We start from the raw sequence: 15,556 nt of genomic DNA on the forward strand, positions 1-15,556 counted from the left end.
AATGGACACCGAATCAATCAGTAAGTGTTCCTCAGGCCTTGGTCAGCCCGGCAACTCCAGATTATCCAGCACCCGATTCACCGCCAGTTCCCCGAGCATGATCAACTGCGCAATCCCCAACACCGTCCGGCGCTGCGGCCCCGGCAACTGGCCGGCGAAGTCCTGGGCGATGGTCTTTGCCGAAGCGAGAGTTTCGCAGGCATCGGTCAACAGTTCCTCGTGTTTTGTGTCCGCGGTCACGGCATACATCCCGCGGGTTTTACGTGGGGGTGGCGTGGAGCCGGGCGGGCAGAGGTAGTGGTCGAGCGCGCGGTCAGCGGCTTCGTGGAGTTTTTTCGAATCGAGGGATTCGTAGGGGGAGGTGGGGGCGGTTTCGGGCGGGTTGGGTGTGGGTTTGATCATGGTGAAGCTCCTACAAAGTGGAGCCACTAAAACCTGTCGCTAAACAGATAAAGGTGGCGGCTGGACGCAGGTTAGCGAACCGGGTGTAGGCGCCCGGCAGACCCGAAGGTCTCCCACGCACAGCCGCCATGACACCAATCGCAATCAGGAGATCTGCGATGGAGTTTGGAGCGCTGATGCGCCTACATAGAATCAGGTCGCTAAACCCGATCGCTGATTCGTCAGCGACCGGACCACAATAGAACCCACCCCCACGGCGCACAAGCCGGCGGATTCTGGCGTATCTGTAGGCAATGGCGCAAGGATGTGTAGCCTGGAAGGCGTGTCTGGAAGTGTTTTTAAACGCCATAGCTTAAAAGCAATAGATCACAGCCCCCGGCAACTCCAGCAGGATCAAATGCAATCCGCTGTATGAACTGTCGCAGGCTGCGATTTTTTTAAACGCTCAATATTAAATAGATCCGTCCCCTTATCCTTTCCAACTTCAACGATTCCCTGACGGGCGATAACCACAGCAACATCATCAACGGCGGCCTGGGCAACGACATGCTCAACGGCGGGGGCGGCGATGACTTCCTGATCGGCGGCCTGGGCAACAACACCCTCACCGGCGGCAGCGGTGCCGACACCTTCCAATGGCTCAAAGGCAACAGCGGCCACGACGTGGTCACCGACTTCACGCCGGGCATCGACAAACTCGACCTGTCGCAACTGCTGCAAGGGGAAAACAGCACCGCAGCGTCGCTGGATGATTACCTGCACTTCAAAGTCACCGGCAGCGGCGATTCACTGGTCACCAGCATCGACGTCAGCGCCATGGCTGGCGCTGGGCCGAATCAGACCATTGATTTGGCGGGTGTGAACCTGGCCAGCCATTACGGCGTAACGCCGGGGGCGGGTGGGGTGATTGCGGGGGGGCACGATACGGCGACGATTATCAACGGGATGCTTAATGATCATTCGTTGAAGGTGGATACCGTCTGACCTGAAATCCTGAAGCTGCCGGACGGCATTTGCTCTCATGAAAAACCAGAGCGAATACCAGCCAAATTTAAGACTGCTGGGTTCTCCTGCAACATAGAATCTCCCACATCTGCGTCGTACGCCGATGTGGGAGCGTGGTTTGCCCGCGAAGGACGATGACGCGGTGCCTCTGGCTAAATCACTTACCGGATACCGACTCCGAGTGAGTAGCCGGTCCTTACATAGATGTTTATATTGGAACCGCGGGCGAGGTAATGGCACCTTTTTTGGGGGCCCCGGAAGTCACTATGGTCGGTGGTTGACCAGTAATGATGATCGCCCATTGGCCAACGGCCACCATAAGCCGCATGAATCTCCTCCAGCTCTCCAAAGCTTGGGATTCTCACCCCATGGGCGTTCGCTGCTGCGTTAATACCCGCCCATGTTCCACTACCCAGTCCTATGCACTGAATGACATTGGTCACTGTCACGGTATAACTTTTGGATTGATTGAATGAGTCCATCGCCGTGATGGTCGCCGACCCTCTGCCACGGGCAACCACCAGGCCGGATGCATCGACAACGGCCACGCCTGTGTTGCTGGAAACATAGCGGTACCCCGGTTGTCCGCCACTTGCCTGGTACCGCACCGAGATACCCGCGGTCAACGCGGGATGTGTTGTCGGGTAGTCCCGAAGAACGTAGGCCTTGCCACTGAGCGTTACGGGGTTGGTGTTGAACACCTGGGGCACCAGTACTTTAAACGCTGCTGCTGGCGATTCTCGCTCTGGCCCTCCGGTTACACGCGTTACCAGGTAGGTGACCGTAACGTCATAACCTCGATTGTTGATTGCCAGCGCCCGGTCAACGTTGACTGTCCTGGAGCCCAATGAGTCAATTCTCACGGGCAGCGTTGTGCCGCTGCCGCCCTCGCCCGTCCACTTCACTCTGACCATGTCGCCAATTGCCATGCCTTGATACTGAGGGATGGTCACAGGAACGCCGCTGGCAGGGACTCTGTCCGGGTCAAGAATGCCACCGACGACGCCGGTAACAGTGGGCGGCCCCAGCCTGAGCTCGACTACGACGTTAAAGGTATAGGGCGGTGATTCACGCTTTTCCCCCCCCTCGGCACGCGTTACATGGTAGACCACCAAAACGCTGCGCCCGGCATTGGCGATCGCGACATTTTTGGGCACGCTGAAGCTCATTTCACCCAGCTTTTGCAGCACTTGTGGATCTGTAATGTGTGAGCCACTTCCGGGAGCACCACGCCAGCTGACGAAGACTGTGTCTCCAACGGCCATGCCACCATAACGAGGCACCTTCACCACAGCGCCACTGGCGGGCAGTATGAAAGGGTCAAAGGCGTTGCCCACCACACCGTCGACGCTGGGCGGGATCAGGACCAACTCTCCCACTTGCAGCAACGTCAACACCAGTCGCGGAAACTCCTGTGCCAGGTCAGGGTTATCGCCGCCATCGAAGGCGACCTTGGCGATCAGCGTGAGAGTTGATTTGTCGGTCATTTGCAGGAGCCATTGGCGGGTCAGGAAGGTACTCAAGCCTTGTTCAGCTTCCTGCTGCGTAATGGTTTTGCCGTCATACAACGTAATGGTTTCAAGGCTGCCGTTGCTGGTGCCTTCGGCGTGCAACCAGACTTTCTGGCCCTCGGCGCTGTGAGGCCATTTGGCCAGGGTGGTGGTCGCATCTCCAATGAAGGCGGCCAGTTCCAGTACCTGGTCGTCGGGCGCCTGCGTGACTTTCGGGGTCGGCAGATCACTGAGAGAAAACTTCTGAACGTGAAGATTCAGCGGATCGGAAGCTTTCGATTGGACATAGCGTTTGACGTTATAGGTGACCACCACGTCTCGATCCAGGTTGAAGGGGACCAAATGGGTAGGCATCTCAACTTCTTTAGGTTCAATCGTACGAACTTGTCTTTCAGGGCTCGTAAATGACCCTTGGCCCGGGGTCCCGGTCCAGGTGGCGCTGAGTCGGTCACTCGTCTCCATGGTGGCATAGCGCGGAATTTTCACTGTGAGGTGGGTCAACGCCTTGATCGGATTCAATGTGTTGCCGTCAGCCTCTTTCACCTCAGGCGCCGGCAATTCTCCAATCAACGTACCGACGATCAGCAGCAGCAGTTCCGAGGTCTCGTATTCGCCGGTGGCCGCGCGCTTGAGGGTGTAACGGACCTCGACCTGTTGGTTCATGTTTGGCTTGATGAATTGCGCATCGATCCTGAAGGTCAATGGCTTGCCGACCAGACCGGTGGTGATTGGCAGTCGGTCGGTGGTAGTGCCGACAGGAGAGATACCCCTCCAATAGTAGGTCAACTCATCTCCCTTGGCAGTTCCCAGGTAGGGGATACGCAAGGTGGCGTTGCGCGGTACCAGTGCTGGATCGAGAACGCCGTCCTGCGTTTCGTCCACTAGCGGGGCGGGCAACGTGGCCAATATTGTCCCGACCTTCACCGACAAATAATCGGATTCGTCGATCCTGCGGGCTTGCGCCAGGTCATTGGATACACGGTAAAAAAGGTCGAGCGTGCCGCCATCGAGTGGCGTGATGTGCGCATTCTCGACGAGCAGTGTGATGTGCTTGAGTCTGGTTTCGCCCGCAGTGACGGTATGGGGCACTTCATGCAGGTAGGGATTGCCATTGGCCCGTGTGCCTGACCAGACGAGGCTGATAAGGTCGCCGTCGGTCATTTCCAGATAACGGATATGCACGGTCGCACGGCTTACGCTTGGCTCCAGTGTTTCCCCGATGACTTCGCTGATGGTCGGCGCCGGCAAATTCGAGATCTTGCCTCTGACTGTGGCAAAGGCGTGTTTGGAAGACAATGGTGGGGCACCGTTGGCTTTGATCAGCACGTATGACGCATCCGCCGAGCCCATCGCAATGGCTTTGACAATCTCGTAGGGCACCTTGACCTGGACACGGTCTGGCCCTTTGACAATGGTTACCGATTCTTTATGGTTGACCGGCTCGCTGGAAGAAGGACGCGTACCGACCCAGGACACCTCAAGCGTGTCGTCGGTTTCGAAGTACTCGGGCGTGATGTCTATTTGCAGTGTGACCGGGCCCCTGTTCAATTGGTCCAGATCGATAACACCGTTCAACGCTTCTACGATAAGAGGAGCCAGCAGTCGCCAGGCACCGGCGTCGACATTCACTGGGGTGATTGCGGACCACTTTTCGCAGAAGTTGAACACTTCATCATAAACTTCGTAGCGCACCGGCAAGGCATTGCTGTCACCGCCGGCCAGGACCGTCGCCTGATCAATAGTGATGGTGATTGCCTCCGTGCCTGCAGCCTGTTGCTCAGTGATCCGCAGAGCGGGGGCGAATACAGTCCCCCACTTCAGTCGTACCGTATCTCTCGCGGTAATCTCCGGGTAAGTCGGTACGGTGATTGGAATACCGTTTTTCGCCCATTCGGCATCCACGCCGTTTTTGATCACATCGTCGGGTAGCTGCGGGGCTTTCAGTTCTGAATGCCAGGCTTCAAAGGGTCGTTTATCCGGTCCGCCCGGGCGGTTGAGCTTGACCAGAACTCGCAGTGGCGCAGACTTGTCATCAGGGGTCGTCGAGCCATTGCGGGTTATCTGGTAATACACTTCCTCAACCCAGCCCGAAACAATGTCGGTAGTCGGTATGTAGAACAGCAGGCGATTATCGACCTCTTCAGGCAAAACCTCTTTTTCATAGATCTTGAGATCGCCCCAGTAGATGTCGTGTCGGTCTCCTGCCTGCATGCCGCTATAAGGATCGATGTTGCAAAGCATTCCGGCAGGATGACCGGTGAGCACCGCAATGTTGACTCCACCATCACCGTCCGCGAGCTCTCGGATCATGCCGGCGATCATCAAGGGATACGTGGCGAGCACAGAATCAGTGTCATCAAATCGAGAGAATAGGCCTGGATTGGAAAGGTCCATGGGAGCTCCTGAGGGTCATTACCTGGCGATGAGTCGTGGTTGCCCCTCAATCATGGAAACTTTATGGCTGAAGGGGGAAATGAAGCGCCGGGAGCCAGTCGAAGGTGTTCGCCTGGCCCCGGCGGGCAGAGTTAGTGCTAAGCGTCTCGTGCCGGATCAAAATCCTGCGCCGGGAGATGACCGCCCCAGGTCACGCAGCGGTTGTTCTCTTTGCGTGCGACAAAGCCCCCATACACGGTTGCTGAAGGAGAGGGTCGGCTCTGAACCGTATAGATTTCAACAACCCCGCTGCTCAATGCGCTTTGCAACGTTGGGGGAATCACGCCGCCGTCGTAGGTCGCTCTGCCCCAAGCAACGACAGCGCCTTTGGTTTGGCCTTGATCGACCAGTGCGGCAAACGCACCGTTGGAGCAATACACTTTACGAATGGTGCTGGCCATCAGGACCTGGCGGGTCACGTCAGGAAGTGTGCCTCCCGTTGCAGCCAATCCCCAGGCGATGACATCTTTGGTGCGACCATCGGCATCGCGACTGATCAACACGAAGCTACCGTCATTGCGTACCAGTTCGATGTCGCCGCCATCTTTTGTTTCAACCCTGGACGACACTCGTGTCGATACACTGGGGGCGGAGAAAGCCCTGAATGCCTCGGCGCCAGAGGGTTCGGCAATAGGGCTGGCTTCAAACAGTGATTCGATACGGCTTTGGGTGTCGCCTTCTTCAAAAAGTGCCTGTGCGTTCATGGAGGGTTCATCGACGCTTTCTTTACTGGCCTTTACGCCCATGGCTCCCATGGCTCCCATAGCACCCATGGCCATGCGTCGGGTCGGGATCGGCCCCCCGCCGTAACCTGCATATCCCCAGGCTGCTGCCTGGCCATTGGCATTGATAAAACACATGGCCCAGGGGCTGGCAGCACACAATGTAAGGTTGCCCTTGGCGGCAAGGCTTGCTGCTGCTTCAGACATCGTGCCGCCGTAACTCGCATTCCCCCAGGTCACGGCTTTTTTCCTGCCCAGGGTGATTGCACAGAAGGCATGCTCATTGGCAATGACGGTTTGAGCGCCGTTATCGTCATAGATTTTTTCCAGCGCAGCGGCCGGAATGACACCACTTGTTCCCCAGCCGATCAAGCCGCCTTCTGCCGTGATTGCGCAAAACGCTGTAGATGAGGCAACGATTCGTTCCACCTTCATCAAGTCGAGTTCTGCCTGCACATCGGCCGGGATAACGCCGCCTGTGGCGACCGGTCCCCAGGCGTATACCTTGCCGGCCTTGGTTAGCACAACGAATGAGCTGGTGGTGGAATAGATGGCGGTTGGCGCGTCAAAAAACAGCTTGGTCTGAATGGCCAATGGGACCTCGCCCCCTGTCGCCGCTGTACCAATAGCGCCAATGGTGTGCTCGCCCGGTTTGGGGTTTCGATAGATAAACGCCAGTGACGTCTCGTTGGCGTAAACCGCTTTGACATCCCTGATAATTGGCGTGTTGGCGGGCCTGTCCGGACCCCAGACAAACAGCTGGTTACCGCTGCCTACCGGCACCAATGCACCAAAGCTGCTATGGGTAGAAGACATGGTGGTGGCGGGGTTGTTCAACAGAAAGCTCGCTATCTCCGGGGGCACTACGCCACCGAAGGTACTGCCTCCCATGACGGAAACGTTCTGTGTGACCCGGTTCTTCAACGCCATGGCGCCCGCCGAGGTGGTGATAATCCCATCCTTGGGGGTATTGGCGTGAAAGGCGTACTGGCCGCGTTGCTTCAGGTAACTGTTCTCGCTCTCTTCGTCCGAGATGTTCTGGAACCCACCAGTGATGATGATGACTGGCTCGGAGAAAGTCTCCTCGCCAGTTTCACCAGACAAGGCGTTGGGTGTCACCGAGAATGTCAGCTCCATGCCATCGTGTTCGGGTAGCAGCGTTAAATCGAGCGTAGTGGCAATTACGTCGCCAGATTTCCCCCCGTTGTACCAGCAGTACGTTGAGCCACTTTCGGGATTTTCGTCCGAATTCTGGTAGAGGTAGCTGCCGGTAATCGTTCCGCCAACGAGTGGCTGACCCATGATGGTGACGTTGCTGACAGTCGGTGCGGCTTTCACGTTGATGCTCATTGCATTTCTCCAGGGATAGGTTTCCCCACGTGCAGGAAACACAGTTCAAAAACCATTGGTTGTTGTTCAATCGGCGTAAGAAATCTGACCATCGAGCGGTTGAAGATCGGGAGCGCCTGATCCCCAGGCGTACACCGTGTTTTGCGGAGTCAGGAGCACCCAATGAGGGCCCGCGTGGTAAACCCCAGCAGCTTCATGGCCCTCGACCGCCCCTGAGTTAATGCCCCAGGACACCACCGTGAAATCCTCCAGCAACGCGCTGAAAGATCCATAAGACGCCGACAACGTGAGTACCGGCCCAAGCCCCCGCGGAATCGTTGCTCCCTCGCCCGGTTCTCCCCAAGCGACCAGTGAACCGTCCTTTTTCAATGCGCAGAAGGCGGTAGTGGTACCGGTAACATGCTGTACATTTTGCAAGGTGCCTGGCGCAGCGCCGCCGAATCGGGAGTTGCCCCAGGCAATCGCCGATCCATCTACTTTCAAGGCGGTAAACGCTGCGCTGGTCGCGCTGATATGCGTCACGTTCAGGAGCTGCTTTGCAATCGCTGCGGGAATCTCTCCGCCGTGCGCCTTGGAACCCCAGGCCACAACCCTGCGATCAGTCTTGAGGGCTGCGAACGCGCGATTGTTGGCACTCAGGCGTACGGCACCATTGGCCGCGGTTATGTTCAGGCCTTGGGGCCAGGTCTCTCCCCAGCTGAAGACACGACCGTCACTCAGTAATGCGCTGAAATCGGTGGTCGTGCCGACAACCTGTTTCACCTGTCTGAGTTGTGAGCTGATCGCGGTGGGAATGACACCACCGAATTCTTTACGGCCCCAGGCCACGAGGCTGCCATCGACGCGCAGGGCGACAAATGCACCGCCACCGCTGGCGGCAATTTTCTTCACGCTTCGGAGTTGAGCGCTGATGATCGGCGGAATCGTCCCCCCAAACTCGGCAGCACCCCACGCATTGACGGTGCCATCTCGTTTGATCGCGGCATAAGCGAGCCCGCCGGCCATGACGTAGCTCACATCAGCGAGATCGACTGGGGGGAGCATCTCGGCGTTATCACTCCAGCCAAAAACACTGCCGTCATCCTTGGTAATGCACCCGCTGTGACGGTCTGCCAGATTAAACAAGCCCGTAATGTTACCTGCGCGCAGAATGTGTTTCTCGATGAGAGTGCCCTGGTCTTGCAGGGTGACGATCAAGGGGCGTTCAGGCTCGATGTCGATAAAGTACTGACCTGCAATGCCGGAACTGTCGCCTTCATAGGTCCACAACACGTCGCCGTTGCGAGTGGGGGTACCCTTCAAGAGTGTCGGGTTCGAATAGTAGTAAGGACCACTGGACGAGCGGCTACCAACGATTTGCAGTACAGGTCGAGCTTTGCTGATTTTCAGGGTCAGCGTGTTCGAATAGCGAACTTTCTCCGAGGGTCGGTTGACTTCGTACCAGACTTCGACAGTGCCGCGGCGATTGGGCAAGAGGTGGTCGATGACGAATTGGCTGCCAAGCGTGAATGCCACAGGCTGACCCGCGGTGTGTGAGGTCAGGGTGATCGAATCACTGATACTGCCGCTGGTTGATCCCAACCAGGTGAATTTCACCACGTCTTCAGCTTCTGTACCGGTGTAGGGAATCGTCAGCCGAAATCCAGTGAGGACATCTTCGGGGTTGAGTGTGCCGCCTTGTTCCTTCTCGACTTCAGGTACTACAAGCTCCAGCAATGGAGCCCCGATGATGAGAGGTTCCAGGTGAATGGATTCACGTTTGGTGGGTTTTTCGTCATCACCAATCGAATGGATCAGGTAGTACAGATCAAGTTTTCCGTCCTTGATCGCGACAATATGCTGACCGCTCACAGTGATGGGAATCGGCCGTCGATTGAGCACATCGTTGTTGCTAATCGGATACCGCTCCAGCACCGGATCGTAACTGCCGTTGTCGTGTTGGGTGCCCACCCACCTGAGCTCGATTTCCTGCCCGGCAACCATCGAATCATCGAATGTAATGCTGACGGTGGTGTTCGCGAGTGTAGGGTCAAGTGCACCTTGGCGCGCATCGTTGGCGATGGGCGCTGCCAGGCGATTGGCTTCACCGATGATGTCAATGAATCGCCCTTTTGATTTCAGGTCTTGCGTCCCATCCTGCTTTTCAAGGTGATAGGAAAAAACAGCCTGGGTCTGGGCGAGTAAACGTACGGCAGCATTTGGCAGCTCCACCTCTACGTCGGTATCAGGCTGTTTGTCGATGGTTTTGGAGACATTGATATCCACCGCCGGGCCTTCCAGTGGGTTGCCCTTGAGGTTGACAACAATGATGTCGTCTTTTTCAATGCTGGTTTTTTTCGCGTCGATCTGGACAATGACCTTTTCGCCGCCCAGCGTATCGAGATCAAGTACTTGGCCATCCGCTTGTATGACCATGGGTGCATCGAGTCGTGAATTACCTGTATCGACCTCGAGCCACTGCGGGGCGCTCCAGTCTTCGGAATGGTTGTTCACGATATCCCTGACATAAAAGGCGACTGCCAAGCCTTCTTCGCCAGAGTCGCCCACCAAAAGAATGGTTTCTTCGTCAACGGTAATGACGATGGGGTTGTTTGCCGGATCCTTGATTTGCAGTTCTGTCACCGGGGCCGATTCGACAATCCTCCAGCCCCAGCTCAGCCTGCATATATCGCCCACCGCCATATTGGGGTAAACCTCTTTTTTTGCGCTGCCCGGCTTGGTCATGATGGTGATGGGTACACCGTTTTTGGCGGTTTCTTTGTCCACCACTCCGCCAATGATTTTCGGGTCAATGAACATGTACAGTTCAGAATGTCCTGGCGTACTGCCATTTTCATCCTTGCCGCCAGGTCTCTCGAGTTTTGCGTAAACGCGGATTGGCGTTTCTGGCGCGTCGGACCCTCCGCTAAATCGCGTAATGCTGTAGTTCAGCGTATAAGCGCCTGTGGTAAGGCGCCAGGGCTCAACGAACAAGGTCACGCGCTGTTTGACTTCATTGGCATCAATAACGTCATGAGCGACTTCAATGCCATCGAGCAGTAGCACGACCTTGTCACCCACCTCCATTGGGTCCCATGGCTGGATTTGGCACTTCAATCCATCATCCGGATTTACGCCTTGAGCGGCGGCGATGTTAATCCCCCATTCCTCCGATGGAAGTGCGGGCTCGGTGCGGTCCGGGATGTCTAGTTCAGGCAATGATCTGACATTGGTCGGGAATTGGGAGGCCATCGATGCAACTCCGGTCAAGGAATAAGTGACGGAGTTATTAGGTCTCTAAGTCGCGTTGGTGGCTACTGTCACATTTGACAGTTAGATGATGGTTTCCGACGAGCGGTCGGGTTTGTCTCTCAGGCTCCCGGCAAGGAGAAATTAGCTACTGTCAGAACTAACAGGTAGCAGCAGGTTGAAGACTTACGGTCTAACCGCATCACATCGGCTCCGGCGGCCCAATCAACCGTCCCATCACCCCAAACAACCCCAACTCCCTGATCACCTCCAGCTCCCCTTTGGTCTCGACCATCTCCGTAATCAACGGCAAATCAATGCTGTTGGTCGCCCGAAAAATAGCCTCGATGAACAGCTTTTTATCACTCTGCTCATCAATGTGACGGATGTACGCACCGTCGATTTTCAAGTAAGCCAGCCCCAGTTGAGTCAGGTTGCCGATCTGGCCGAAGCTGCCGCCGAAATGCTGCAGGCCGATGCGGTAACCGGTGTTGAACAGGCTGTGGCTCAGGCGTTGCAGTTCTTCCTGAGGCGGCAGTTGGCGCTCGTCGATCTCTAGAATCAGCAACGGCGCGAGTTCGGGCAGCGATTCGAGCATGTCGAGGATGTGTTGCAGTTGCGCTGGATCGCGCAGGGTGCTGCCGGACAGGCTTAACGCCAGGGGCCAACGATTGACGATGAGGTAGTCGAGGGTGGCTGATAAGTAGATGCGTCCCCTTTTCCGGCACGCCGGCGCCCACGACATCGCGCCAGATGTCCACGGCACCTACACCGCCCGCGCCGCCGTGACCATCACCTATCAGGACGGCCACACCCTCACCGGCACGGCGGGCGACGATGTACTGGTGGCGGGCGCCGATAATAACGTGATCAATGCCGGCGACGGCAACGACGTACTCACCGCCGGTTCCGGCAACAACGAAATGCACGGCGGCGCCGGCAATGACTTGCTGTACAGCGGTGCGGGCAACGACCTGCTCGACGGCGGCACCGGCGTCGACACCGCGATTTATGCCCACGCCAGCGCCGGGGTCACGGTCAATCTAGGCGTGCTCGGGGCGCAGAACACCGTAGGCGCAGGGACCGACACCCTGACAGCAATCGAAAACCTGACCGGCTCAAACTTCAACGACGCCCTCACCGGCGACATCCACAGCAACATCATCAACGGCGGCAGCGGTGCCGACACCTTCCAGTGGCTCAAAGGCAACAGCGGCCACGACGTGGTCACCGACTTCACGCCGGGCATCGACAAACTCGACCTGTCGCAACTGCTGCAAGGGGAAAACAGCACGGCGGCGTCGCTGGATGACTACCTGCACTTCAAAGTCACCGGCAGCGGCGATTCACTGGTCACCAGCATCGACGTCAGCGCCATGGCCGGTGCCGCGCCGAACCAGACCATCGATCTGGCCGGCGTCAACCTGGCCAGTCACTACGGCGTCACGCCGGGGGCGGGAGGGGTGATTGCCGGTGGCCACGATACGGCGACCATCATCAACGGCATGCTCAATGATCATTCTCTGAAGGTGGATACCGTGTGACTTGAAACGACAAAACCCGCCATTCCTGTGAAAAGGGATGGCGGTTTTTTTGGTGTTTATGGGTTCGTCGTTCAGTTCGAAATCCATCCCTCACCCTCACCCTCTCCCAGAGGGAGAGGGGACTGACCGTGCGTGGCTCAAGTTATGAAACAACTCAAAAGCCTGAGTTTCACGCGATTTTTCAGGTCGATGTAACTCGACCAAACAACTTGGGCCGGTAAATAAACACGTCCCCTTTCCGTGCGACCAACGCCCCTCAGTAAGGTCTGAGGCACCATGGATGATACAAATAAATACCGTGATCCCGACCACAATTAAGCCCTCCATTGCGCCAGGAGAAGGCGTAGTTGTAGCCGGCGGGACAGGCGGCCGGGTAGCACATGCCCCATGCATCACCTGGTCTCAGCGGCCAGTTATTTTCCGGGCCATAAACCTGCTGCATCGCCGAGAAAGCGTGTAACACGGATTGCGAACCAGGAATGCTGTTCATCCAGTTGACTGATGCCGCCACATCCAGGCCGTAGTGAAGTGTTACCAGGGAATAAACATTGGCCACGCTTACATAGAACTCGAGGGAGGTGAATTGATCCTGTACGTAGATCCATGCCACGCCGTTACGAAGACCGGTGACGTTGCCGTTCGCGTCGACTGTAGCCACGCCCGTATTGCTGGACGAAAAGCGGCGCGTGCCCACGCCGTATTGCGCTGTGCGGGTTTCCGTATTGCCAGGGAAAGGACGCCCTGTGGTCGGCCAGCCGGTATACACCCTGTAGCCGTGCAGGTTCATCTGATGCGTAGGGATGTGCAGAGGACGGCGAAGGATATAAGAGCGGGTAGGGGACGAATAGTTGTTGCCATAAAGAGCTCGAAGCTGGATCGTGTTCGAGCGGTCATAGGCCTCAGCGGTCACATCCTGGACAAAGTCGCCACTGGCGTCGGTGCGCACCGTCTCTACCACCACGTCGTTCACCAGAATCTGGATCTGCTCGTTATCGCTTCCATGGCCGTACACGGTGATGGTGGTTGCTACCGTCTCGCTGCTTTCCGTCACCTCACGCTCCTGCGGGTCTAGCAACGAGGTAATCACAGGCTGTAGTTCAACCAGCGACTCGACCAGATACGTCTGCTTCGGAAACGGCAGAGGCGCTTGCTCCGGACCCAGCCTCACCGAGAAATCAATATGTAGGTCAGTTTCATCTTTCAGTTCGATGAACCAGGCGAGAAGTAACTCCGTTCTCGAACCTTGTTCCGCTCCCGTAAGCTCGCCGTCAAGTGCTTGATAGCTGACTGTCGTGCCGCTTTTATCGGTCCCTTGAAGTATCAGAAACTTGGCTTGTCCCTGAGTCTGTCCCGGCCATGGATCGACTTCCAACAGGTTGGCGGCTGTCAGCTTGTTCACCTCCAGGACTCCTGATACCCCGCTGATACGCGGCGTCGGGAGCCGTGAGTCTCCAGGGGCAATCGGCGCGATCTCAAAACTCGCACCCGGCGATGAGGCGATTTTTTTGCCGTCGCGCCTCAGGTTCCAGCGCAATTGAACCGTCGTGCCGTGGTTGGCGACAAGAAACCTGCTGTCGAGCACCCAGTTGGCGCGGTTGTTCTGGTTTAGCGTGGTCAGCGCAAAAGAAGGGGGGCTGGCCGGAGCCTTCATCTGCACCAGTCTGGCCTGGTCTCCCGCGATCCTCGCGGGGTACTCGACTCGAATGGTCCGATCTTCGGCCAAGGGATCAATCGGTCCTGTGACGCCTACAAGCGTCGGGGGGGCGAGCACGATGGCTTTCTCATCGCCAATCTTCAATCGCAGCAGGTCGGAAACGACCCTGACCTCACCTGGGTTGGTGATTGCGCATTGCACCGTCAGCGGGGCGCTGGGATGAGGCGCGATGTATTTGGCCAGCACCTCGAACACGATCGGTAATGTCGGGTCGGTGACGAGCTGCCGGAAAATGATCAGGATCGGAATACCGGCGTCGTCGGTGGTTTGCCAGAGAAGTTCGACGACAGCGCCTGGTTTCAAGGGCCAGTACTCGGCAAATTTCGCCGTTGCCCTGACGGTATCCACCGGCAACGTGTCGTTTTCCAAGGGCGAGACAGTCGGCAAGCCCAATTTGAAGGCTCCGCCGGTGATGGTGATATCGGCAGGTTTCGAGCGCTGTGTCTTGCCCGCTCTGGTCAACGTGTAAGAGGCGCGCAAGCTCCCCCTGATCACGTTTTGCACCCGGTGGTTTTCAACCGGAAAATCCAGCGACCTGCCGGCGACCGTCAGTGTTTGGGTATAGGTGTGGCTGACCGGGTCGCCACCTTCGGTGAAGCCCTCCAGTAAAAGCTCGATTACATCTCTCGCTGCGAATACGCCCGTAACCAGTATCGGCATCGTGCCGCCCAGGAGCCAATCGTGATGCACCACGTTGTCGGGATCGGCCAGTTCAAAGATCGGTGCGGCCAGCAACACCATGCCGGGTTTGAACGTGAGGATGAGTGCATCCGACCAGCCGCTGGAATTTTCCACCACGTCGAACACTTCCCAGCGCACCACCAAGCTGTTGGTGGGTGCCAGAGTTGCGAGCATTTCCGGTGTCAGCTCAAAGAGAATGTCACCTAACGCAGTGACCGTGAACTCAAGGAGCAGAGATCCAAAGGCAAGCACCACCACGTCACCGATGGATTGATTGAAATATTCCGGCACGGTCACGAACATGCCGTCATCAATCACTGTTTGATCGATGAAGCTTTCGGAGGCAGTGGGCAACTTGAGGCCCTGGTTGAACGGCTTGCCGCCGTCGGTATCCGCTTCGCCCGGCGCCGGGTATTTGTAGAACATCGGAACAGGCGGCGATTGTTCGGTGCCGTTACCGCTCACGCGCAGAACCTCGAACCAGAAGGCCTTATTCTCTGGCTGCAGAGGCAGAAACCTGGCTTCCATATCTTTGGCCGAAATATAGAAGGGAATGTTTTTCGCGTTACCTTCAGCATCGAAATGCGCGTCGGTGACTGAAAATTCAGCAACGGGAGCGTTTTTTGTTTCGATGTAAACCTTGATGTTGTCGCCGATGGCCATATTCAGATAGGCCAGAATGTAAACCAGCAATCCGTCACGATCGCCGTGCACCATGTTGATGTTGATCCCCAAGGCACCGTCGCTTTGCAGTTTGAAACCAACCGGGTAGGGCGGGACGACGGCCAGCACACCGATGCCGCGATCGGGCGGGAATACAACGACTTGTCCATTGGCTGCGGGGTCAGCGTTCGTCATTGGGCTGTTCATGAATGTGTACCTTCCATAAGAGGCGCCCGGCTTCCCGAATGGGCGGCACCGATACGGTCAGATTAGATAACGCGCTCCAGCCTCTGCCTACTGTCA

At 57.0% G+C, this 15,556-nt stretch carries 6 protein-coding genes and 2 pseudogenes; 2 read left to right on the forward strand and 6 right to left on the reverse strand.

What is annotated here, in order from left to right:
• Positions 1 to 42: 42 nt before the first annotated feature.
• Positions 43 to 402: a DUF6124 family protein gene (locus QFW87_RS07865; protein WP_283190214.1), complete on the reverse strand. Its 360-nt coding sequence runs from the start codon at positions 400 to 402 to the stop codon at positions 43 to 45.
• 546 nt (positions 403 to 948) lie between these two features.
• Here QFW87_RS07865 and QFW87_RS07870 point away from each other — a divergent pair.
• Positions 949 to 1,386: a type I secretion C-terminal target domain-containing protein gene (locus QFW87_RS07870; protein WP_349294107.1), complete on the forward strand. Its 438-nt coding sequence runs from the start codon at positions 949 to 951 to the stop codon at positions 1,384 to 1,386.
• Between the two features lie 182 nt (positions 1,387 to 1,568).
• Here QFW87_RS07870 and QFW87_RS07875 read toward each other — a convergent pair whose 3' ends face one another.
• The 4 genes and pseudogenes from QFW87_RS07875 to QFW87_RS07890 form a co-directional block, all read right to left on the reverse strand.
• Positions 1,569 to 5,312, reverse strand: coding sequence for an Ig-like domain-containing protein (locus QFW87_RS07875; RefSeq protein WP_283190215.1), 3,744 nt, complete (start codon positions 5,310 to 5,312; stop codon positions 1,569 to 1,571).
• Between the two features lie 137 nt (positions 5,313 to 5,449).
• Entirely contained in the window at positions 5,450 to 7,423 is a 1,974-nt protein-coding gene (locus QFW87_RS07880) for a hypothetical protein (RefSeq protein WP_283190216.1), read from the reverse strand.
• 66 nt (positions 7,424 to 7,489) lie between these two features.
• Positions 7,490 to 10,654 carry a hypothetical protein gene (locus QFW87_RS07885; protein ID WP_283190217.1) on the reverse strand — a complete coding sequence of 1,055 codons (3,165 nt, stop codon included), beginning with the start codon at positions 10,652 to 10,654 and terminating at the stop codon, positions 7,490 to 7,492.
• A 199-nt stretch (positions 10,655 to 10,853) separates the two neighbouring features.
• Positions 10,854 to 11,348: pseudogene (locus QFW87_RS07890) on the reverse strand (EAL domain-containing protein); the annotation flags it as partial.
• A 28-nt stretch (positions 11,349 to 11,376) separates the two neighbouring features.
• Between QFW87_RS07890 and QFW87_RS07895 the strand changes: the two are divergent.
• Positions 11,377 to 12,195: pseudogene (locus QFW87_RS07895) on the forward strand (type I secretion C-terminal target domain-containing protein); the annotation flags it as partial.
• 256 nt (positions 12,196 to 12,451) lie between these two features.
• Here the strand turns inward: QFW87_RS07895 and QFW87_RS07900 are convergent.
• Positions 12,452 to 15,460 carry a hypothetical protein gene (locus QFW87_RS07900; protein WP_283190218.1) on the reverse strand — a complete coding sequence of 1,003 codons (3,009 nt, stop codon included), beginning with the start codon at positions 15,458 to 15,460 and terminating at the stop codon, positions 12,452 to 12,454.
• Between the last annotated feature and the right edge of the window lie 96 nt (positions 15,461 to 15,556).

The organism is Pseudomonas sp. PMCC200344, assembly GCF_030053095.1.
Lineage (GTDB): Bacteria > Pseudomonadota > Gammaproteobacteria > Pseudomonadales > Pseudomonadaceae > Aquipseudomonas > Aquipseudomonas svalbardensis.